Here is a 21,674-nt window from a genome sequence, read left to right as displayed (position 1 = left end):
CCTCGGTAACCAAGTCAGCGTTCGTCAACTTAAAAATGATCCTTTCGGCGAAGTGGGTAGCGACCAGGGTATGGCTTACCACCCACTTGCGTCAAAACAGCCGGCCCTTCATCCATCAAGCGGGGGGTTGAGGTGGCACCGCCGACACGACCTCGTCCCAAGGATGTTCAGCGTTCAGGCCGGATCACCGCGTATTGAGCCCACTCGCCACGGCGAAAAAGCACATTCACCGGGCGTGTTTTGTCCAATCTGGCCAGAGCAGCCTCCAACTCCTTCACGGTGGAAGTGTCGGCGTTGGCAACAGCAACAATCACATCGCCTTCACGCAAACCGGCACGCGCAGCAGGGCCCTCGGCGGACTGAACTCTCACACCACCTTTTACGCCCAGCTCTTTCTTTTGTGCAGCACTGAGATCGGCCACGGTAAGCCCCAACACCTTGGCGGCTCCAGCGACCTGTGGCTTGGGCGCTTCTGGCGCTTCTGCACGAACTTGCGGTTGCTCGGGTTCCAGCTCCGCCACCGTCACAGACAAATCGCGCTGGCTACCCCGGCGAAACACCGTCATGGAGCTTTTGTTGCCGGGCTTCGTGTTGCCCACCAAGCGCGGCAGGTCCACCGATTTGTCGATCTCTTTGCCATCGAATTTCAGAATAATGTCGCCCGGCTCAACACCCGCCTTGGCGGCTGGCGAGTTGGGTTCGACACCCCGCACCAGTGCGCCCTTGGGCTGGCCCAGCCCGATCGACTCGGCAACCTCTTTGCTGACCTGGTCGATCTGCACCCCAATGCGCCCGCGCGTGACGCGGCCTGTGGTGCGGATCTGATCCGACACGCGCACCGCCTCGTCGATCGGAATGGCAAATGAAATACCTTGAAAGCCACCCGAGCGCGAATAGATCTGGCTGTTGATACCCACCACCTCACCGCGCATGTTGATCAGTGGCCCGCCCGAGTTGCCGGGGTTGATCGCCACATCGGTCTGGATGAACGGAAGAAAGTCGCCTGTATCACGTTTCTTGGCGCTCACAATGCCAGCGGTCACGGTGTTTTCCAGGCCGAAGGGCGAGCCAATGGCCATCACCCATTCGCCCACACGCAAGCGGTTCACATCACCAATCTTCACGGCGCTCAAGCCTGAGGCGTCGATCTTCACCACAGCCACGTCGGTGCGCTTGTCGACCCCCACCACAGTGGCTTTGAATTCGCGTTTGTCGGGCAGCGTCACGATCAGTTCATCGGCCCCATCCACCACATGGGCGTTGGTCATGATCAGCCCATCTGCGCTGAGGATGAAACCGGAACCCACACCGCGCGGCTGAGCTTCTTCCGACGGGCCGCGATCGGGGCGCGGGCCTCGCGGCGTCACACCGGGTGGCACCGGAATGCCAAAACGACGAAAAAATTCCAGCATCTGCTCATCGGCCCCTGAGCCGGATTCGGCACGGGCACTGGCCCGCTCCAGCGTGCGGATGTTGACCACCGAAGGCCCCACCAGATCCACCAGATCGGTGAAATCGGGCAACCCGCGCACACTGGGGGCAACCGGCACCACCGGGGTTTGGGCCGACAAGGTCTGCGGCAACAACAGCGCCGCAGTGCCGCCAGCGGCCAACACGGCTGCCGCCGCAACGGCAAGAACAGGCTTATGGACAAGATGGCGAAGCGTCATGGTGATCCTTCAAAAAAGGGCAACAACACAGAAAAATACGGGAATGGGCCCGTTGCGAGGAAGCAAGGGATGGAGGCCGCAGGCAAGGCTTAGCGCGTTCGCTCCAGCGCGTAGGCAAAACGGCGCAGCGTGGCCGTGGGCACCTCACCCAGCACTGTCAACCAGTAGGTGCCCACACGGCGGGTCAGCGAATGGGTGGCGCCAGACACTGCGGTCTTTTCCTTGCCATGGCGCTGGGCGTCGTAGGGCTCCACGAACAGTGAAACCGAGGCCAATCCGTCTGAAAACACCCACTGCATCGGCGCAGCAGCGCCACCACCCACAGACTCGGCCACTTCGCGGGTATGGCAGCTCATGGGCAGGAAACCGGGCACGGACTCCTTCATGCGCCAGCCTTCTGCTTCAGCGGTGGTCTTTTTCAGCACCGGCCGTTGCACGTCATAACCTTTGGTGTCTTTCATGAGCCGAGTGAGTTTGCCCATGCTCACCGGCGCGTCCAGCTGCAGCTCCGAAAATGCCACCTGCTCCAGCACCGCGCCCTGCTCTCCCAGTGTTTGCAACTTCACCACCAAGCCGGTTTTTTTCTCTGACCAGATGCGGAAACCAAAGCGCAAAGCATCTTTGGGCTGGATCTCGACCACATCGGCCAGGTAACCGGCCACACGCTCGGTACCCGCCTCGCTCACGCCATAAAACTCGGGTATCCCATTGCTGGGTGTGCGCAGCAGCTCGGGGAACAAACCCAACGACTCGCGCTTTTCAACCCATGCCGTCTTGGTCTCCGGCACAAACGTGATCACCTCGTTGTTGCGCCGAATGGTTGTGCGCGGCGCACCCGTGAGGGTGTCCACACGCTCCATTTGCTGCTCGCCATCGCACACATGCCAGATGCGGGACGCCGACATGGACGATCCCGCCGACACCACCAGCGTGCCCATGTAAGCACGCTGGCGCGAGGCTTCGTGCATACGCATCAGCCACTCATTCACACTGCGGGACTCGGTGGCCACAGGGGATGCAGTCTGAGCCTGCAGCGGCGCCCAGAAGCCAGCGATCAATGCGACCAGTGCTGCCGCGCGCCACGGCAAGGGCTTTGTCACTGGCACCCAACGGGCCAACGCGTTCAGGGGTCCCGTCAAAGCAACACGCAAAGGCAAGGCAAGCGTCATGGCGGTTCAGCGTCCGGTCGCGTCGTATGTGGCGTTGCGCAGGAAACCTGCGGGCATTTGCAGGGCAGACATACCGCCGTGCTGGCGGTGCTCGGCCATCAAGGCTTCCAGCTGGACGTCCCGAATCACGGCACCTTGCGGTGTGTTCACCACCACGGCTGTGCTTTCCGGCAACTGCGGTGCAGCAATGCCTGGGTTCGCGCCGACTAGAGCCAACTGTGCACCAGCACCACCGCGGACACCCGACGGTGCTGAGCCCAGCACCGTCCAACTCACCGCCATCACCGCGGCGAGCGAGGCCAGTCCAGCCACCATCTTCCAGCGAAACACGGCGTCGTTGGCGGCCGGCGCGCGCGCATGCCCCACCACCCCGGGTGGGGCCATGGGTAACACGGGCGGCACAGACAACGGTTGAACAACAGATGCCTCGACCTGCAACCGCGCGCGGATGCCCGCCAGAAAGTCTTGCGAGGTTTTGGTCGCCACTGCGGGCGCCGAAGCGCGCAGCACATCACCAATCACCTGGTAGCTGTGCCATCCTTCAAGACCCTGGCTCTCTCGATCCAGAGTTGCCAGCCAACGGTCAAGTTCAGCTTCAGTCAACTCACCATCTACAAAGGCAGACAAACAGCTTGCCGGCTCAAACTCCAGCGAAGTGGCGTGAGACGAACTCGATGCAGGGTTACCCATCCATGCGTCTGTCGTCAGGTCCGTGTGTGTGTTGGCGGCGTTCATGTTGACTTCCAAATATCTGATACAGCGATTACAAGCACTCTCGTGGGACCACGAGGCGCTACCATCGTTTTCCCGTTTGGCGTTCCAGCATGGGCTTGATGCGACTGGAAATCGCTTCGCGGGCCCGGAAAATCCGGGACCGCACCGTGCCGATGGGGCAATCCAGTGCCTGAGCAATATCGTCGTAGCTCAAGCCCTCTACTTCCCGCAAGGTAATGGCCATGCGCAGCTCTTCGGGCAATGCGTCCAAGGCCGCGTTCACGGCCTGTGCAATCTCCTTGCTGGCCAGCACCGCCTCGGGCGTCTCGGTGTCGGCCACATTCGAATTTAGTTCGCGTTCCAGTGAGGAAGTTTCATCGTCGTCGCCAGATTTCATTTGCGACTGGAAAACCAGCGGATCGCGTTTGAGCTCCATGAGCTGCTTTTTAGCGGTATTGACCGCAATCCGATACAGCCAGGTGTAGAACTGCGCGTCCCCCCGAAACTGGGCCAGGGCACGGTAAGCCCGAATGAAAGTCTCCTGAGCAATGTCCTGCACCAGGTCGCTGTCTCGCACCATCCGTCCAATCAGACGCTCCACCCGGCGCTGGTACTTGATGACCAGCATGTCGAACGCGCGCGACTCTCCGGCGAGGGTTCGTTGAACCAACATGACATCACTGTCGGGCGGCGGTGGAGCGGTGTGGTCTTCGGGTGTCATGCGCGCGGAAATATAACCCACTGGGACAGTGTGAAAGGCTGAGGCAATGCACAGCCCATTTTTCGGCTCATGCCCGATGCCTCAAGCCAACCGCACCAACGCCCGGCGCAGGTCGTTCCAGCGCGTGGGGTCGCTGTCGCACTCGACCCAGAGCCAGCGGTGCGCGCCGTCTGGATTGCGCACCCGCAACAGCATGCGGCTTTGCAGGTCGAGCACCCGTTCCACTTGCTGCAGGGGCGCGCCGTCGGCAAGGGCATCGCGGTGCCAGTGCCACACACCGGCGCGCGTCTGCCCACTGAACGGCGCACCCAGCGCATCCCATTGCAACCACCCCACGGGAGCGTTCAGCCAGCTCCGCCAGGCAAACCCGGCCCAACCCAGCCAAAGCAAGCCACCCAGCCAGCCAGCCACCCGGGTCAGCCAAGGCGCATCGGCCGCTGCGCCCAGCCAGGGCCACCACCAGAGCAGCAACACCAGCAGGCCGAGGCCGGCCAGTGCGCACAGCAGGCCCGCGTAAAAAGCACAACGCCCCACCGGGAACACCACCGATGGGGCGTTGCGCATGCGCTGTTTTGAAAATAACGTTGTTCAGGAGCAGGTCAGACGCGCCGGAAAACCAGTGTGCCGTTCGTGCCGCCAAATCCGAAGTTGTTCTTCATCGCCACATCGATCTTCATGTCCCGTGCCGTGTTGGCGCAGTAGTCCAGGTCGCATTCCGGGTCCTGGTTGAAGATGTTGATGGTCGGCGGGCTCTTTTGGTGGTGTACCGCAAGCACCGTGAACACGCTCTCAATGCCACCGGCACCACCCAGCAAATGACCCGTCATCGACTTGGTGGAGTTCACCACCGTCTTTTTGGCGTGGTCACCCAGAGCGGCCTTGATCGCATGGGTCTCGTTCACATCGCCCAGCGGCGTGGACGTACCGTGTGCGTTGAGGTAGTCCACCTGATCGGCGTTCACCCCTGCGTTGCGCAAGGCGTTCACCATGGCGCGGCGTGGGCCGTCCATGCTCGGCGCCGTCATGTGACCCGCATCGGCGCTCATGCCGTAGCCCGACAGCTCGGCATAGATTTTGGCGCCACGGGCTTTGGCGTGCTCGTACTCTTCCAACACCATCACGCCAGCACCCTCGCCCAACACGAAGCCATCACGGTCTTTGTCCCAGGGCCGAGAAGCCGTGGTCGGGTCGTCGTTGCGGGTCGACAAAGCGCGCATGGACGCAAAGCCACCCACGCCCAGCGGCGACACCGTCGCTTCGGAACCGCCCGCCACGATCACATCGGCATCGCCGTACTCGATCTTGCGCGCAGCTTCACCAATGCAGTGCAGACCGGTGGTGCAAGCCGTGACGACCGCGAGGTTGGGGCCTTTGAAGCCAAACCGCATCGACACATGCCCGGCGATCATGTTGATGATCGAGGCAGGCACGAAAAACGGCGAGATCCGGCGCGGGCCGCGGCTCACGTATTCGGCGTGCGTCTCTTCAATCAAGGGCAAGCCACCGATGCCCGAGCCGATGATGCAGCCGATGCGGTTGGCGGTTTCTTCGTCCAGGGCGTCGCCCACAGGCAAACCCGAGTCCACCACAGCCTGGTGGGCTGCGGCGATACCGTAATGTATGAATGAGTCCATTGACCGCGCTTCTTTGGCGGTGATGTAAGACTCAAGATCAAACCCCTTCACCTCGCCCGCGATCTTGCAGGAGAAATTTGACGCGTCAAATCGGGTGATGAGGTCGATGCCGGACTTGCCAGCAAGAATATTGGCCCAGGCTTCAGACACCGTGTTGCCCACGGGGCTGACACAACCCAGGCCGGTCACGACAACGCGACGTCGGCTCATTGGTGTCCCCCACGCTCTTTACAGCGTGTAATGCACTGCCACCCCAAAGGAAAGAAACCCCTCGGGGCGACCGTGCGTTGGCTCATGGATGGCTTAAGCCTTCTGGTGGGCCATCGCGTAATCGATGGCATTTTGGACGGTGGTGATCTTCTCTGCGTCTTCGTCCGGGATCTCGATACCAAATTCGTCTTCCAGGGCCATCACCAGTTCAACCGTGTCCAGCGAGTCGGCGCCCAGATCGGCCACGAAGGCCTTCTCGCTGGTGACCTGACCCTCTTCCACGCCGAGTTGTTCGGCAATGATTTTCTTAACACGTGCTTCGATATCGCTCATAAGTCCCTCTGAGGGTGGTTGAAATACAGACCGTCATTTTAGCCGGCCTAGAGAGGCATCCCTAGACGGCCCGCCGGACGGCTTATGCGGCGTTGGAAACAAGGGTGCCAGTCGGCTCCATCAGGCCATGAACATGCCACCGTTGACGTGCAATTCCTGTCCCGTCACATAAGCAGCCTGCGGGCTGGCCAGGTAAGCCACAGCGTGCGCAATGTCGGCGGGCTTGCCCAAGTGGCCCAGAGGAATCTGACCCAGCAAGGCTTTTTGCTGCTCTTCGGGCAAGGCTGCGGTCATGTCGGTTTCAATGAAACCCGGCGCCACGCAGTTCACGGTGATGTTGCGGCTGCCCAGCTCACGGGCCAGTGCACGCGTCATGCCTGCCACGCCGGCTTTGGCGGCTGCGTAGTTGGCCTGGCCGGCATTGCCCGAGGCACCGACCACACTGGTGATGCTGATGATGCGGCCATAGCGCTGCTTCATCATGGGCCGGATCACCGCGCGGCTCATGCGAAACACCGCCTTCAGGTTGGTGTCGAGCACGGCGTCCCAGTCGTCGTCTTTCAGGCGCATGGCCAGCATGTCGCGGGTGATGCCGGCATTGTTCACCAACACCTGCAAACCGCCATGGGCTTTCACGATCTCGTCGATCAAGGCCTCGGCCGCCTTGGCGTCGTTCACGTCGAGCCGGGCACCGCGGCAACCAGCCGCCGCACCAGGCACAGCGGCCAGCACGGCACCGATTTTGGCGGCACCTTCGTCGCTGGTGGCTGTGCCGATCACGGTCAGACCGCGCGCCACGAGTTCGTGCGCAATGGCGGCACCAATACCGCGCGAAGCGCCCGTGACCAAGGCCACCTGGCCCGCAAATTGGATTTCAGACATGGGTGTACTCCTTGTGTCAGGCCAGCAGGGCCTTCGCATCAGCCAGCGTGGCCGGGTCGTAAAGGGCTGAGCCGGTCAGTTCGGCGTCGATGCGCTTGACCATCCCGGCCAGCACCTTGCCCGGGCCGCATTCCACCAGCGTGGTCGCACCGCGGGCCTTGATAGCTGCCACGCATTCGACCCAGCGCACCGGCCCGAAAGCCTGGCGCACCAGCGCGTCGCGTATGGCGTCGGCGTCGGTCTGCACCGCCACGTCAATGTTGTTCACCACCGGAATCTGGGGGGCCGCCAACACCGTGGCCGCCAGTTTTTCCCGCAGCTTTTCTGCGGCAGGCCTCATCAGGCTGGAATGGAACGGGGCCGACACCGGCAAAGGCAAAGCGCGCTTGGCGCCGCTGGCTTTGAGCATTTCGCAGGCTTTTTCCACCGCCGCCTTGCTGCCCGCAATCACGGTTTGCGCAGGGTCGTTGAAGTTCACCGCCTCCACCACCTCGTCGCTGCCCGCGCCAAACGTGGCCTGCGCTTCGGCGCAACCGACGATCACGCGGGCTGCGTCCATGCCCAAGATAGCGGCCATGGCACCCGTGCCCACCGGCACGGCCTCTTGCATGGCCGCTGCGCGAAAGCGCACCAGCGGTGCCGCCTGCGCCAGCGTCAACACGCCCGAAGCCACCAGCGCCGAATACTCACCCAGCGAATGGCCCGCCACCACGGCCGGCAGCGCGCCACCGTCGGCGCGCCACACGCGCCAGGCAGCCACACCCGCCACCAGCATCACCGGCTGGGTGTTGGTGGTGAGCGCCAGCGCTTCTTTCGGGCCTTCCTTGATCAGCTTGGCAACGTCTTCACCCAGGGCGTCCGACGCTTCTTTCAGCGTTTCCAGCACAGCGGGGTGATCGCCCCAGGCGTCGAGCATGCCGACCGATTGCGAACCTTGACCAGGAAAGACAAAAGCAAAATTCTTCATGTTTCAATCCACACCCGGAATAGCCGGGCGAAACAGTAACGGTGTTGCGACAGACCGACTCAGCCTAAAAGTCCAGCAGCACAGCGCCCCAGGTAAAGCCACCACCCACGCCTTCGAGCATGAGCGTGTCGCCTTTCTTCACCTGACCAGCGCGCACCGCGTGGTCCAGCGCCAGTGGGATGGAGGCCGCCGACGTGTTGCCGTGCTGGTCCACCGTCACCACCACCTTGTCCATGGGCAGCTTCAACTTTTTGGCCGTGCTTTGCATGATGCGGATGTTGGCCTGGTGGGGAATCAGCCAGTCGATGTCGGCCGAGGTCTTGCCCGCCTTGGTCAAGGCCGCACGCGCGGTGTCTTCGAGCACACCCACCGCCAGCTTGAACACCGCCTGGCCGTCCATTTTCAGCAGCGGGTCGCCCAGTACGTTGCCACCCGACACATGGCCCGGCACGCACAAGATACCGCTGTGCTTGCCATCGGCGTGGATATCGGTGGCCAAAATACCCGGCGTGTCGCTGGCTTCCAGCACCACCGCACCCGCTCCATCGCCGAACAGCACGCAGGTGGTGCGGTCGGTGAAATCCAGAATGCGGCTAAACACTTCGGAACCCACCACCAGCGCTTTGGTCGCCGTACCCGTCTGGATCAGAGAGCTCGCCACCGTGAGCGCATAAATGAAACCACTGCACACAGCCTGTACGTCAAACACCGGGCAGCCCGCAATGCCCAGTTTGTGCTGCAAAAGGGCTGCGGTGGAGGGAAAAACCATGTCGGGCGTCGACGTGGCCACAATGATCAAGTCAATATCTGTGGGCACCACACCGGCCGCATCCATCGCCTGACGGCAGGCTTCTGCGGCCAGGTCGCTGGCAAACACGCCATCGGCCGCAAAGTGCCGTGCCCGAATGCCGGTGCGCTCCACGATCCACTCGTCGCTGGTCTCCACGCCGCGCTGGGCCAACATGTCCACCATGTCGGCATTGGTCAGGCGCTGGGGGGGCAGGCTGCTGCCGGTGCCGGTGATGCGGGCGTAACGTGTCATGCGAGGGACTGGCTTGTATTAAATGGTCGGAATGCTTTTGAACTCACTGGGTGCCGCGCTCCCGGCAATCAGCGGGGCTGCGTGGGCTATGCGTTCCCGCACGTTGTCCAACAAGTTGTTGTGGGCCGCATCATAAGCCCGGCACAGCGCCTGCTCAAACGCGAAGGCGTCAGCCGACCCGTGGCTCTTGAACACCAGCCCGCGCAGCCCCAGCAGGGCTGCTCCATTGTAACGACGGTAGTCAGCGCGCTTTTTAAAGGCCGATAGAACCGGATAAGCGCAGATAGCTGCCAGCTTTGTCAGCCAGTTGCGAGAAAACTCATCTTTGATGAAACCTGCGAACATGGTCGCCACACCTTCGCTTGCCTTGAGAGCCACGTTGCCGACAAAGCCATCACACACAACGATATCGGTCGTTCCCTTGAAGATATCGTTTCCTTCGACGTTCCCAAAGAAATTCAAATCACCCGTGTTGGCCGCATTACGCAACAACACACCGGTTTTTTTGATGATTTCGCTGCCTTTGATTATTTCTCCACCCACGTTGAGCAGCCCCACCGTGGGTTCCGGCCGCCCCGTGATCGCCACCACCAGGGCCGATCCCATCACCGCGAACTGCAACAGGTGCTCGGCGGTGCAGTCCACATTGGCGCCGAGATCCAGCACGGTGGTGGCTCCGCCGCGGGCATTGGGCAACTGGGACGCAATGGCCGGGCGATCAATACCATCCAACGTCTTGAGCACATAGCGGGCGATCGCCATGAGCGCGCCCGTGTTACCAGCCGACACGACCGCCTGGGCCGCACCGTCCTTGACCTGCTGAATGGCCACCCGCATGGACGAGTCTTTTTTGCGGCGCAGCGCCACCTCCACCGGGTCGTCCATGGTAACGACCTCGCTGGCGGGGACAACGGTGCAACGAACGTTATCCAGAATCTGCGGCCATGCAGCAAAAATCGAAGGCTGCCCCACCAGCAACAACTGGGCGTTGGGGTGACTGGCCAAGAAAGCCACGCAGGCTGGCAACGTCACAGCTGGACCGACGTCTCCCCCCATGCAATCCACAGCGATGGTGATCATGACAACATCCCGGTGCAGGCGCTCAGGGCACCCCAAGAATGAAAAAAGCCCGCATGGATCATGCGGGCCTGTGCCTGGATAGAGCTACAGACCCCGTGCGCGACACCGCGGCGAGGCCTGTGGCTGCCCGTCACTTAGGCTTCTGACTTGTTTTTCAGCACTTGGCGACCACGGTAAAAACCGTTGGGGCTGATGTGGTGACGCAAGTGGATTTCACCGGTGGTAGGCTCCACGGCGATACCCGGCACGTTGAGCGCGTTGTGCGAACGGTGCATGCCACGCTTCGATGGGGATTTTTTGTTTTGCTGTACGGCCATGATGGGCTCCTGAAATCGGTTGGGGTGAAACGGGGTGGCCTAAACAGGGTGGATTCATGGGGTGACCAAAATGCCAAAATACCCAATCAACCAACTGTGGCAACTATCAAGCACCCGACCCGACCACACAATGTGCAAACGAGTACAAGCGCAAAGCCAAGCATTATAGCCTGAAGCCAGCAGCGATACAAAAGTAAATCCGACGAATGCGGGCTTTGCACTGCAGCAAGCAGCGCCGGCAACCTACCCCGGCAAGTTCGACAAGCACAAAACCACTTACTTCTTCAAGCGCGCCAGTTCGGCGAACGGATTTCTGCGCTGTGGCCCATCACCCTCTTGACCCACACCCGGGTCGGCAGCCTGCATCACCACCGGCAGCGGACACACCTCGTGCATGGGAACCAATGGCAACTCCATCAGCAATTCATCTTCCAGCAATTCATGCAGACTGGGGCGCGGCTCCAGGGCCAACAGATCTTCTTCACAGTGATCGTCTTCTGCTTCGGCTGCGGCTTCATCGGCCACAAAACGGAACCAGCGGTCCACCACGAGCACCGTCTCAGCAGGGCCCAGACAACGCTGACACGTCAACGGCATCGACGTACGTGCCTCCAGGTGCAACCACACGGCAGGCGCACCGCCCTTGGCGCCAGGGCGCATCTCACCATGAGCTTGCCAGTGCACCTGCAATGCTGAAAACTGGGTTTCTGCGTCCAGATGAGCCTCGGCCAACAGCCGTTCAAAGCGGTTCAGCGGGTCGTCGGCCTGCAGGCTGGCACCGGCCAGAGCAAATGCCCGCATGTCCAGGCGGTCGGCATTCCATGCCATTTTGGGGTTGGGATTCATGCCGGGAGTGTAAAAGAATGCTGGGAGAATACCGGTATGTCTGTTCTCAGCACCACGGCTCCCAACCCCCTCTCACGCCCGCTCATTTTGGGCTCCACCTCGCGTTACCGGCGCGAGCTGCTCGGCCGCTTGGGCGTGCCGTTTGACGTCGTCAGCCCCCAGGTAGACGAAATCCCGCGAACCGGCGAGACACCCGCCGCCCTGGCCCTGCGCCTGGCCATAGCCAAGGCGCGCGACGTGGCAATGCGCCACCCGCAAGCGGTGGTGATTGGCAGCGACCAAGTGGCTGACCTGCACGGTGAACCCCTGGGCAAGCCCGGCACCCATGAACGCGCCGTAGCCCAACTGCAACGCATGCGCGGACAAACCGTCGTCTTTCAAACCGCACTGGCCGTGGTGTGCCTGGAAACCGGGTTTGAGCAATGTGAACTGGCTGCCGTGCGCGTGGTGTTCAGAGATCTGAGCGACAGTGAAATTGAGAACTACCTGCATGCCGAACAACCTTACGACTGCGCCGGCAGCGCCAAAAGCGAAGGCTTGGGCATTGCTCTGCTGGAGCGCATTGACAACGACGACCCGACCGCCCTGGTAGGCCTGCCGCTCATTCGAACCTGCCGCATGATCCGCGCCGCTGGGGTGCAGTTGTTATGAACACCAGCACCGCCAAGCCCGGCTCGCTCTATTTGGTGCCCACCCCGCTGGACTTCGGCGTCAGCCAAGACAGCGCGACAGCTCCCAGCCAGTGGCTGCCAGCCGAAACCCTCACCGCCGCCAGCAGCCTTACCCACTGGATCACCGAAAACGCCAAGAGCACCCGAGCCTTCCTGAAAAGGGTAGAAGCGACCCAAGGCTTGGCCGCCCCCCTGCAAGGCCAACACATCACCGAACTGCCTCGCGCTGCCCACAAAAAGGGGGATCACACACCCGATACCCAGGGTGATGCTCTAGCCCGCACCCTGCTGGCACCGGCCTTGCTGGGACACGATATGGGCCTGGTCAGCGAAGCCGGTATGCCCGCCATTGCAGACCCCGGCAGTTCCATCGTGCGCGCTGCACACGCCATGGGCTTGCGCGTGGTGCCCCTCACGGGCCCGGTCTCGCTCATGCTTGCGCTGGCCGCCAGTGGTTTGAACGGCCAGAACTTCGCGTTTGTGGGCTATGTGCCGCAGGAAGCCACCGAGCGAACCCAACGCGTGCGTGAACTGGAATCCCTGGCCCTGAAAACAGGGCAAACGCAAATATTCATCGAAACACCCTACCGCAACACCGCCCTGCTGCAGGCCCTGATGAAAACCTTGCACCCGCATACGCGGTTGGCTGTTTGTTGTGCCCTCACGCTGCACAACCAGGTCGTACGCAGCGCGTTGGTACACGACTGGAAGCGAGGCAACGGTGCACTGGCGGGGCTTCCTCTGGACGCACCTGCGGTGTTTTTGATTGGGCGATAAGGGTTCTGGATCGTGGTTTTGAAGATCCACAGCTTCATTCGGCAAGGACAATGTCAACAGACCTTTCATCGCTTTTGACGAAACGGTATTGGAAGTTGTTTGGGCGCAGTTAGGATTTGGGGTTATTGAACCCCCTTCAGGCGTTCACCACCCAGACCCCCACCCATGAAAATTCTTCTGACTGGCGGCGCCGGCTATATCGGCAGCCACACCTTCGTTGCATTGCGAGATGCGGGCTTTGAGCCTGTGATTCTGGACAACTTCGCCAACAGCCACCCAGCGGTGCTTGAGCGCCTGGAGCGCATCACGGGCCAGCCGGTGCTGCTGGAGCGCGGGGATGTTTTGGACACGCCTTGGGTGGAGGCGGTGTTGCGCCGCCACCAGCCGGTGGGTGTGGTGCACTTTGCTGGCGACAAGGCCGTGGGCGAAAGTGTGGCGCAGCCGCTGAAATATTTTCACAACAACATCGGTGGCGCGGTGAGCCTGATGCGCGCCATGACGGCGGTGCACGCCGACGGCTCGGTGCCTGCTGTGCCCACGCTGGTGTTCTCCAGCAGCGCCACGGTGTACGGCGACCCGGCTTCGGTGCCCATTACCGAAGACTTTCCGCGCAGCCACACCAACCCATATGGCCACAGCAAGCTGGTCATTGAGGACATGCTGACGGCGGTGCGCACGGCCAATCCGGTGTGGCGCGTCGGGACACTGCGTTACTTCAACCCGGTGGGTGCGCACCCCAGCGGGCTGATCGGCGAAGACCCGGCAGACATACCCAACAACCTGATGCCGTTTGTGGCGCAGGTGGCGGTGGGTCTGCGGCCTTATCTCAATGTGTACGGCAACGACTACGCGACGCCCGACGGCACGGGGGTGCGTGACTACATACATGTGGTCGATCTGGCGGCAGGCCATGTGGCAGCGCTGCAAGCCCTGCTGGGCCAAGGCGAAAGCTTCACGGTGAACCTGGGCACGGGCCGGGGCAACAGTGTGCTGGAGGTGGTGCGGGCCTTTGAAGCCGCCAGCGGGCGCCCCGTGCCGTACCAATTTGCTCCGCGCCGTGCGGGCGATGTGGCGCAGTGTTACGCCAATGCCGCATTGGCCAAGCAATTGCTGGGCTGGGAAGCCCGGCATACGCTGGACCAGATGTGCGCCGACAGTTGGCGCTGGCAGAGCGGGAACCCGAACGGCTACCGAGGTTGAAGATCACGGCGCATGTCGACTCGGTTGGTGCCTTGAAGCGTGGCATTGCTGTCGCTGCGTGGCATACAGCGATGCCGTGATTTTTTCAGACAAGGGGATCCGTCAAGAACTGACGCGGACTTACTTCACCTGAACGCCCGCAGCCCGTGCTGCCAAGAACACACCCTCGCCAACGCTGGCGCCAAAACGTTTGGCCAGGCGCAGGCCGAGGTTTTCGCGTTGGGTGTAATCGACGATATCTGCGGCCTTGACGATTTCACGCGCCACAAAGTCCAGGCTGCCCAGACCATCGGCCAACCCCATGGTCACAGCTTGCTGGCCACTCCAGACCAAGCCACTGAAGGTATCGGGTGTTTCTTTGAGGCGTGTTCCACGGCCTTGTTTGACCACCGTGATGAACTGGGTGTGAATTTCACCCAGCATGGTCTGAATGTAGGCGCGCTGCGCATCATCTTGCGGGCTGAAGGGGTCAAGCATGGCCTTGTTTTCACCGGCGGTCATGAGTCGGCGTTCGATACCCAGTTTTTCCATGAGCCCGGTAAAACCGAAACCATCCATCAGCACACCGATGCTGCCGACCAGACTGGCTTTGTCGACATAAATGTCGTCTGCAGCGGCGGCGATGTAGTAGGCGGCCGATGCGCAGGTTTCTTCCACCACGGCATAGACTTTTTTGTTGTGCAGCGCCTTGAGGCGGGTAATTTCGTCGTTGATGATTCCGGCCTGCACAGGGCTGCCGCCGGGTGAGTCGATCAACAACACAATGGCTTGGGCGCCCGGGTCTTCAAAGGCAGAGACGAGCGAACTGACCACGTTGCTGGCACTGGCTTGGGCACCAGAGGCAATTTCGCCCCGAATTTCAATGACGGCGGTGTGGGGGGTGCGGATGGATGTGCTGACACTGTCGGCGCTGTAGATGAACCAGGCGATGGCGCCAAAAATGCCAAGCCAGACCAGCCGCATGAACGTTTTCCAGCGCCGGGCGGCCTGCTGTTCTTTGAGGGTGGCGAATACCAGTTTTTCGATGGTGGCGCGCTCCCAGCCTGGGGTGCTGCTGGCGCTGGCGGGCAAGCCCGCGTTGTCGTCGTTCATGTTGCGGGGCTCTCAGAATTCAACAGGTTTGAGGTTGTATTGTGACTGCCAGTGCACCACGCCGCCGTGCTCCAGCAGTTCAATTTTGACCAACCCACCCCGGCAGGGTCCGCCCGTGCAGGCACCCGAGGTGGGCTCGTAGGTAGCGCCATGGGTGGCACACAGAAGCCAGCGACCAGAGCCGTCAAAAAACTGGTTCGGCTGCCAGTCCATTTCCATGGCCACATGGCTGCAGCGGTTGAGATACGCGTATGGCTGCCCACGGTATCGCACGGCAAAGGCGCGGCAGGTTTGGCCAGCGTAAACCACATCAAAGGGCACAGCCCGTCCGCCATCGGCCAGGTCGCGGCTGTTGCACAGAGGGTAACAAGGGTCGGAGGAAGAGGCTGCGTTCATGTTGAGGAAAGACCTGGCCCAAGCACGGCGAAACGGCCAAAGGCCTCAGGCGTTGGCACTCAACCAGTTGTGCAGCTCGCGCACCGAATGGGCCACGTGCAAAGGGTTGAGCGCATGGAATGCGTCGGATTCGTGGGCGCCGTAGCTCACACCCACGCTGGCGCAACCGGCGTTCAGGGCCATTTGCAGATCGTGGGTGGTGTCGCCAATCATGAGGGTGCGCTCGGGGTCCACACCGAATTCGGCCATGAGCTCTTCCAGCATGAGCGGGCTGGGTTTGCCGGCGGTTTCGTCGGCGGTGCGGGAAGCGTCAAACATGCCTTGCAGCTCCACCGTGCGCAGCACGTCGTTGAGTCCGGTACGGCTTTTTCCCGTGGCCACGGTGAGCCAGTGGTGGCGGCTTTTGAGTTCGGCCAGCAGAGGCAACACACCGTCAAACAGGCTGAGGTCGTGCTGGCGGGCCATGTAATGGTGGCGGTAGCGCTCACCCAGCAAGGGGTATTTGTCTTTCGGCACATCGGGCGCCGCATGGGCCAGGGCCTGCATCAGACCCATGCCGATGACGTAGCTGGCCGATTGGTCGGTGGGCACGGTACCACCCACATCGGCCACGGCGGCCTGGATGGCGCGGGTGATGAGGGCGGTGGAGTCGAACAGGGTGCCATCCCAGTCGAAGGCAATGAGGTCGAATTGGCGAGGACGCATGGCGGTGGTGTGTGACGCGGTGTTCAAGCAGCAAAGGCCTGTGCGTGGTGCCGCAAATGGTCCTCCACAAAACTGGCGATGAAGTAATACCCGTGGTCGTAGCCCTCGTGGCGGCGCAGGGTGAGCGGCTGGCCGGCCTGTGCGCAAGCGGCCTCAAAGGCTTCGGGGTGGAGCTGTTCAGCGAGAAATTTGTCCGCCAAACCTTGGTCCACCAGAATGCCGCCCGGGTACGGCGCCGTGGGTTGCTCGGCCATGAGCCGGCTGGCATCGTGTGCCATCCAGGTGGTTTCGTCTTGTCCCAGATAGCCGGTAAAGGCTTTTCGGCCCCACGGGCATTGGGAGGGTGCGCCAATGGGCGCAAAAGCCGACACACTGCGAAACACGCCGGGGTGGCGCAGCGCCAGTGTGAGGGCGCCGTGGCCCCCCATGGAATGGCCGAACAGACCTTGGCGTGCGCCGTCCAGCGTGAACTCGCTCACCACAGCGGGCAACAGCTCTTTAAGCAAGTAGCTTTCCATGCGCCAATGGCCCGCCCAAGGAGCTCGGGTGGCGTCGAGGTAGAAGCCCGCGCCCACGCCAAAGTCCCAGTGATGGTCTTCGCTGTCCACGCCCGCACCGCGCGGGCTGGTGTCGGGCGTGAGCAGGGCCAAGCCGAGTTCGGCGGCGGTGCGCTGGGCGCCGGCCTTGATGGCAAAGGTCTCTTCGGTGCAGGTGAGCCCTGCCAAAAAGGTGAGCAGCGGCACAACTTGCCCGGCCAGTGCCTGCGGCGGCAGAAACAGGCCAAAGCGCATGGGCAGGCCGATTTCACTGGAAGCGTGTTTGTAAAAGCGCTGCACGCCACCGAAGCAGCCGTGCTCGCTGAGCAGTTCGAGTCGGTTCAATGCCATGGTCAGAATTCAATGACGCTGCGAATGGACTCACCGCGCTTCATCAGTTCGAAGCCTTCGTTGATGTCTTCCAGCTTGAGCTTGTGGGTGATCAGGTCGTCGATGTTGATCTTGCCGTCCATGTACCAGTCGACGATCTTGGGCACGTCGGTGCGGCCGCGTGCACCGCCAAAGGCCGAGCCTTCCCACTTGCGACCGGTAACCAGCTGGAACGGGCGGGTGGAGATTTCGGCGCCGGCTTCGGCCACACCGATGATGATGCTGCGGCCCCAGCCCTTGTGCGTGCATTCCAGCGCGTCGCGCATCACCTTCGTGTTGCCGATGCATTCAAAACTGTAGTCGGCGCCGCCGTCGGTCAACTGCACGATGGTATCGACCACGTTGGCGTGCTCTTTGGGGTTGATGAAGTGCGTCATGCCAAACTTGCGGGCCATGGCTTCACGCTCGGGGTTCAGGTCCACACCAATGATTTTGTCGGCGCCCACCATCCTGGCGCCCTGAATCACGTTCAGGCCAATACCGCCCAGGCCGAACACGACCACGTTGGCTCCAGCCTCCACCTTGGCGGTGAAGATGACGGCGCCGATGCCGGTGGTGACGCCGCAACCGATGTAGCAGACCTTGTCGAACGGCGCGTCTTCGCGGATCTTGGCCAGCGAGATTTCAGCCGCGACCGTGTAGTTGCTGAAGGTGCTGGTGCCCATGTAATGAAAGATGGGCTGGCCGTCCAGACTGAAGCGGCTGGTGGCGTCGGGCATGAGGCCTTTGCCTTGCGTTCCGCGAATGAGCTGGCACAGGTTGGTTTTGCGGCTCAGGCAAAACTTGCACTGGCGGCATTCGGGCGTGTAGAGCGGTATGACGTGGTCGCCCTTCTTGAGCGAGGTCACGCCCGGGCCCACGTCCACCACAATGCCAGCACCTTCCTGGCCCAGGATGGCAGGAAAAATGCCTTCGGGGTCGGCGCCGCTGAGGGTGTAGTAGTCGGTGTGGCAGATGCCGGTGGCTTTGATTTCGACCAACACTTCACCGAATTTCGGGCCTTCAAGGTCCACGGTTTCAATGGTCAGGGGCTGGCCTGCTTTCCAGGCGACGGCGGCTTTGGTTTTCATGGTTGCGGTATGAAGCGGTTGAACAACCGCTTGAGATTAACGCAGATCACACGCACCCGACGCCAGGGGCTTTCCCGTCAATCCATCTGGGCCCCGCCTTTGAACCACTGCGCAAACAGCGCGCGCTCTGCGTCGGTGATGCCGGTGGCGTTGTTCATGGGCATGAGCTTGGTGACCACGACTTGCTGGTACACCGTCTGGGCGTGCAGCTTCACGGCCTCGGGTGAGTCGAGCCGCACGTTTTTGGACGCAAGCGCCTCGCCGTGGCACATGACACAGCGCTGCTCAATGACGGGCTTGAGCTGGGCGTAGCTCACGGTGTCGGGCACCGCCACCGCCTGCACCGGGGCGGGCTTGAGCCAGACGATGAGTGCCAGCAACACCAACACACCGACTGCCGCGTAAGGCCAGGGGTGGTTGTTGCGACCCAGTTTGAAGCCGTGGCGCAGCACGAAAAACTGGCGAATGGCGGCGCCAGCCAACATCATCCCGATCAAAACGACCCCGTTGTATTCGTGGGTGTAGGTGAAGCTGTAGTGGTTGCTCAGCATGGAGAACAGCACCGGCAGCGTGAAGTAGGTGTTGTGCACACTGCGCTGCTTGCCGCGCTTGCCGTGGATGGGATCCACCGGGCGGCCGGCCTGGATGTCGGCCACCACGGTGCGCTGGCCGGGAATGATCCAGAAGAACACATTGGCGCTCATGGTGGTGGCGATCATGGCGCCCACAATGAGGAAGGCGGCGCGGCCCGCAAACATTTGTGTGGCGGCGTAAGCGGCCACACACACCAGCACCAGCACCAGCGCGCCCACCTTGGCATCGCCGTTTTCGCTTTGCCCCAGGGTGCGGCAAATCGCGTCGTACAGCAGCCAGAACACCACCAGAAAGGCAAGCGCTGCGGCAATCGCACCGGCTGGGCTCCAAGCCATCACGTTGGGGTCGATCAAATAGACGCTGGGGCTCCAGAGGTAGGAGATGAAAAACAGCGCAAAGCCCGAGAGCCAGGTGGAATAGCTTTCCCAGTAAAACCAGTGCAGGTGACCGGGCAGCTTGGGCGGGGCACCTGCAAATTTGACCGGGTGGTAAAAACCGCCGCCGTGCACAGCCCAGAGCTCGCCGCTGACGCCGTCTTTTTTCAATTGTTCATCTTCGGGCGGCGTGAGACTGCTGTCGAGAAAGACAAAGTAAAAAGAGGAGCCAATCCAGGCGATGGCCACAATGACATGCAACCAGCGCAGCAGCAGGTTGGCCCAATCCAGCAGATAAGTTTCCATGGCACCTCAACACAACGGGAAAACCGTCAGGGTTTGCGACTCACCACCGCGGGCGCTCTGAGTCGGCTGAGGGCCGCGATTGAGTGTGAGGCGTCACACCCGCTCCGCTGCGACCGGTACAGCGCAAAGTGTATACAGTTTCTGCAAACACTTGATGCTGGGAAAACCCGAACCAACGGATTTTTTGCAAACCGATGCGCCCACTCTGTCCTTCAACCCGCCCCCGTCGCATTCAAAAGCAACAATTGCGCCACCACCGATGCAGCGATGACGGCGGGTGCTTTGTCTGTGATGCCAGGCAGGCCAATCGGACAGGTCACATGGGCCAATTCTGACGGGCTGAACCCACGCGCCTGCAAGCGGCGTCCAAAGGTGGCCCATTTGGTGCGACTGCCAATGAGTCCCACAAACGGCAGATCGTGGCGCTCACGCTGGCGCTCCAGACAAGCGGCCACCACATCCAGGTCTTCGGCGTGCGAAAAGCTCATGACAAGGACGCGTGAGCCAGGGACAAGGTGGCGCACCGCGGCGTGTACCGGATCGGAATGCTCGGTGTGCACCTGGGTCGGCGTGTCCGGGGCAAACACGTCGTCGCGGCTATCGACCCAGTGCACGGCAAACGGCAGCGGTGCCAGCGCCTGCACGATGGCGTGGCCCACATGGCCGCCACCAAACAAGGCCAAGGGTGTCAGGCGCGGTTGAAGCCGTTGGCTCAGTTGCTGCACATCGTCGGCGCTGACGGGTTCGAACCCCAGTTCCAACGCACCACCGCAGCACTGGCCAAGCCGGGGACCCAACACGGTGCGTTGCGTCCAGGGCGCGGGAACGCTGGAGGAGCCAGCCAGGTGCAGGCGTGCCTGGCTCAGCGCGTCCCACTCCAGGTGCCCACCCCCGATGGTGCCGAACACACGTTGGGCGAACACAGCCATCCAGGCACCCGCTTCACGCGGCACCGAGCCTTGGCTGTGTTGCACCGTCACCAGCACAGCCGGCTGGGTGCGCAGTTGCGCCAAAAACGCGTCCAAGGTATGCGCCATGGGTGAATGTGCGGTGAAGATGTCCGAAGGGGTGTGTGAAAAAGCCAGCCAATCCCAATTGGTCGTCAGTATCCGGGCGACTGTGCAAATCGGATTTCAAGAATCACAATACACTCGATTCGTTTGCCCATATGGCCGCCGAGCGCCAGGCCAAGGGGCTCTTGCAGCGCAACACAGGCACATCCTATATGAGAGACATTCCACCCGCACCGCAGCCGGCGTTGGCCCGCAACACAGCCAACAGAACCGAAGACCGCCCATCCTGGGCATGGCTGGGCATTTTGACCGCCACCTTGCTGGCCGCTTGCGCCACGCCACTGCCCCCAGCACCGCCGCCCCCCCCACCGCCGCCAGCACCGGCCCCCGCCCCGCCACCACCACCACCGCCTCCACCCGTTGTGGAGGTGCCAGCACCCACCTTGATCTCGCACGCCACCACGCCCAAAGACTACCGGCAAGACGGTGCACGGCACATCTACAAGCACAACGGTCACCGCATCCACAAAGGCCAGCTGCCCCCGCTGATGCATGCGGTGGGTGTGTTGCAAGTGGACCTGGATGACCGAGGCAACGTGCGCAACCTCAACTGGATGCGCGCGCCATCGCACGTGCCCGACGTGATGCGTGAGATTGAGCGCACGGTCAGGGCTGCGGCACCGTTCCCGGCACCGGTGCGCATGGGACCTGTGACCTACACCGATGTGTGGCTGTGGGACAAGAGCGGCAACTTCCAGCTCGATACGCTCACCGAAGGCCAGCGGCTGCGCTGAACAATGGGTGTATCGCCAAGGCCCGCTTGTTGCGGGCCTTTTTCATGTGCGCCCAGCATGGGCGCACTCCTGCGGGTGCAAGTCCCGCCGCAAGTTGACCAAGACGAGCGAAGCGAAGCGCAACCGCATGAGGGCGACCGAGTGTGGGAAGGAAGCGTGGAGCGCAAATCA

General features: G+C 61.9%; 24 protein-coding genes. 4 read left to right on the top strand and 20 right to left on the bottom strand.

Annotated features, from left to right (window positions below; genetic code table 11):
• Positions 1–167: 167 nt before the first annotated feature.
• The 13 genes from Q7J58_RS03670 to Q7J58_RS03610 form a co-directional block, all read right to left on the bottom strand.
• Positions 168–1,670: a DegQ family serine endoprotease gene (locus Q7J58_RS03670; RefSeq protein ID WP_304823574.1), complete on the bottom strand. Its 1,503-nt coding sequence runs from the start codon at positions 1,668–1,670 to the stop codon at positions 168–170.
• An 89-nt stretch (positions 1,671–1,759) separates the two neighbouring features.
• Positions 1,760–2,680 carry a MucB/RseB C-terminal domain-containing protein gene (locus Q7J58_RS03665; protein ID WP_304823571.1) on the bottom strand — a complete coding sequence of 307 codons (921 nt, stop codon included), beginning with the start codon at positions 2,678–2,680 and terminating at the stop codon, positions 1,760–1,762.
• A gap of 165 nt (positions 2,681–2,845) precedes the next feature.
• On the bottom strand, positions 2,846–3,574 hold the full coding sequence (locus Q7J58_RS03660; protein ID WP_304823568.1) for a sigma-E factor negative regulatory protein: 729 nt from the start codon (positions 3,572–3,574) through the stop codon (positions 2,846–2,848).
• 58 nt (positions 3,575–3,632) lie between these two features.
• Positions 3,633–4,274 carry an RNA polymerase sigma factor RpoE gene (rpoE, locus tag Q7J58_RS03655; protein WP_304823566.1) on the bottom strand — a complete coding sequence of 214 codons (642 nt, stop codon included), beginning with the start codon at positions 4,272–4,274 and terminating at the stop codon, positions 3,633–3,635.
• A gap of 81 nt (positions 4,275–4,355) precedes the next feature.
• A complete protein-coding gene (locus Q7J58_RS03650) occupies positions 4,356–4,838 on the bottom strand; it encodes a hypothetical protein (RefSeq protein ID WP_304823563.1) in 483 nt (160 codons plus the stop codon).
• A 35-nt stretch (positions 4,839–4,873) separates the two neighbouring features.
• Positions 4,874–6,118: a beta-ketoacyl-ACP synthase II gene (gene fabF, locus Q7J58_RS03645; RefSeq protein ID WP_304823560.1), complete on the bottom strand. Its 1,245-nt coding sequence runs from the start codon at positions 6,116–6,118 to the stop codon at positions 4,874–4,876.
• Positions 6,119–6,211: 93 nt separating this feature from the next.
• Positions 6,212–6,451 carry an acyl carrier protein gene (gene acpP / locus Q7J58_RS03640; RefSeq protein ID WP_304823557.1) on the bottom strand — a complete coding sequence of 80 codons (240 nt, stop codon included), beginning with the start codon at positions 6,449–6,451 and terminating at the stop codon, positions 6,212–6,214.
• A 120-nt stretch (positions 6,452–6,571) separates the two neighbouring features.
• The gene (gene fabG, locus Q7J58_RS03635) at positions 6,572–7,333 is read right to left on the bottom strand and encodes a 3-oxoacyl-ACP reductase FabG (protein WP_304823555.1); all 762 of its coding nucleotides are present in this window, start codon (positions 7,331–7,333) and stop codon (positions 6,572–6,574) included.
• A gap of 16 nt (positions 7,334–7,349) precedes the next feature.
• Positions 7,350–8,300, bottom strand: coding sequence for an ACP S-malonyltransferase (gene fabD, locus Q7J58_RS03630; RefSeq protein WP_304823552.1), 951 nt, complete (start codon positions 8,298–8,300; stop codon positions 7,350–7,352).
• 64 nt (positions 8,301–8,364) lie between these two features.
• Positions 8,365–9,342: a beta-ketoacyl-ACP synthase III gene (locus Q7J58_RS03625; RefSeq protein WP_304823549.1), complete on the bottom strand. Its 978-nt coding sequence runs from the start codon at positions 9,340–9,342 to the stop codon at positions 8,365–8,367.
• An 18-nt stretch (positions 9,343–9,360) separates the two neighbouring features.
• Positions 9,361–10,422 (bottom strand): phosphate acyltransferase PlsX, encoded by a 1,062-nt coding sequence (gene plsX / locus Q7J58_RS03620; RefSeq protein WP_304823546.1) that lies wholly within the window; start codon positions 10,420–10,422, stop codon positions 9,361–9,363.
• Between the two features lie 134 nt (positions 10,423–10,556).
• Complete coding sequence (gene rpmF, locus Q7J58_RS03615) at positions 10,557–10,739, bottom strand: 50S ribosomal protein L32 (RefSeq protein ID WP_019575026.1); 183 nt, start codon at positions 10,737–10,739, stop codon at positions 10,557–10,559.
• A 276-nt stretch (positions 10,740–11,015) separates the two neighbouring features.
• Positions 11,016–11,585 carry a YceD family protein gene (locus Q7J58_RS03610; protein ID WP_304823543.1) on the bottom strand — a complete coding sequence of 190 codons (570 nt, stop codon included), beginning with the start codon at positions 11,583–11,585 and terminating at the stop codon, positions 11,016–11,018.
• 36 nt (positions 11,586–11,621) lie between these two features.
• Here Q7J58_RS03610 and Q7J58_RS03605 point away from each other — a divergent pair, with 36 nt between their 5' ends.
• From Q7J58_RS03605 to galE, 3 genes are all read left to right on the top strand, one after another.
• Entirely contained in the window at positions 11,622–12,236 is a 615-nt protein-coding gene (locus Q7J58_RS03605) for a Maf family nucleotide pyrophosphatase (RefSeq protein ID WP_304823540.1), read from the top strand.
• Entirely contained in the window at positions 12,233–13,033 is an 801-nt protein-coding gene (locus Q7J58_RS03600) for an SAM-dependent methyltransferase (RefSeq protein ID WP_304823537.1), read from the top strand. Before Q7J58_RS03605 ends, Q7J58_RS03600 begins: the two co-directional genes overlap by 4 nt.
• Before the next feature lie 165 nt (positions 13,034–13,198).
• Positions 13,199–14,233 carry a UDP-glucose 4-epimerase GalE gene (gene galE / locus Q7J58_RS03595; protein WP_304823534.1) on the top strand — a complete coding sequence of 345 codons (1,035 nt, stop codon included), beginning with the start codon at positions 13,199–13,201 and terminating at the stop codon, positions 14,231–14,233.
• Positions 14,234–14,353: 120 nt separating this feature from the next.
• Here the strand turns inward: galE and Q7J58_RS03590 are convergent, their stop codons facing one another.
• The 7 genes from Q7J58_RS03590 to xdhC form a co-directional block, all read right to left on the bottom strand.
• Positions 14,354–15,325 carry a S49 family peptidase gene (locus Q7J58_RS03590; RefSeq protein WP_304823531.1) on the bottom strand — a complete coding sequence of 324 codons (972 nt, stop codon included), beginning with the start codon at positions 15,323–15,325 and terminating at the stop codon, positions 14,354–14,356.
• A 12-nt stretch (positions 15,326–15,337) separates the two neighbouring features.
• Positions 15,338–15,721, bottom strand: a complete 384-nt coding sequence (locus Q7J58_RS03585; RefSeq protein WP_304823528.1) for a Rieske 2Fe-2S domain-containing protein — start codon at positions 15,719–15,721, stop codon at positions 15,338–15,340.
• 45 nt (positions 15,722–15,766) lie between these two features.
• Complete coding sequence (locus Q7J58_RS03580) at positions 15,767–16,426, bottom strand: HAD-IA family hydrolase (RefSeq protein WP_304823525.1); 660 nt, start codon at positions 16,424–16,426, stop codon at positions 15,767–15,769.
• A 23-nt stretch (positions 16,427–16,449) separates the two neighbouring features.
• Positions 16,450–17,313: an S-formylglutathione hydrolase gene (gene fghA / locus Q7J58_RS03575; protein ID WP_304823522.1), complete on the bottom strand. Its 864-nt coding sequence runs from the start codon at positions 17,311–17,313 to the stop codon at positions 16,450–16,452.
• Between the two features lie 2 nt (positions 17,314–17,315).
• Positions 17,316–18,422, bottom strand: coding sequence for an S-(hydroxymethyl)glutathione dehydrogenase/class III alcohol dehydrogenase (locus tag Q7J58_RS03570; protein ID WP_304823519.1), 1,107 nt, complete (start codon positions 18,420–18,422; stop codon positions 17,316–17,318).
• Positions 18,423–18,499: 77 nt separating this feature from the next.
• Complete coding sequence (locus tag Q7J58_RS03565; RefSeq protein ID WP_304823517.1) at positions 18,500–19,696, bottom strand: urate hydroxylase PuuD; 1,197 nt, start codon at positions 19,694–19,696, stop codon at positions 18,500–18,502.
• A 212-nt stretch (positions 19,697–19,908) separates the two neighbouring features.
• Positions 19,909–20,733, bottom strand: a complete 825-nt coding sequence (gene xdhC / locus Q7J58_RS03560; RefSeq protein WP_304823514.1) for a xanthine dehydrogenase accessory protein XdhC — start codon at positions 20,731–20,733, stop codon at positions 19,909–19,911.
• 188 nt (positions 20,734–20,921) lie between these two features.
• Here xdhC and Q7J58_RS03555 point away from each other — a divergent pair, with 188 nt between their 5' ends.
• A complete protein-coding gene (locus Q7J58_RS03555) occupies positions 20,922–21,503 on the top strand; it encodes a hypothetical protein (RefSeq protein WP_304823511.1) in 582 nt (193 codons plus the stop codon).
• Positions 21,504–21,674 lie beyond the last annotated feature (171 nt).

The sequence above is a fragment of the Hydrogenophaga sp. genome (genome assembly GCF_030656115.1).
Taxonomy (GTDB): Bacteria; Pseudomonadota; Gammaproteobacteria; order Burkholderiales; family Burkholderiaceae_C; genus Hydrogenophaga.
Note: the sequence above shows the minus strand (reverse complement) of the source record. Positions and strands in the feature narration are given on the sequence as shown.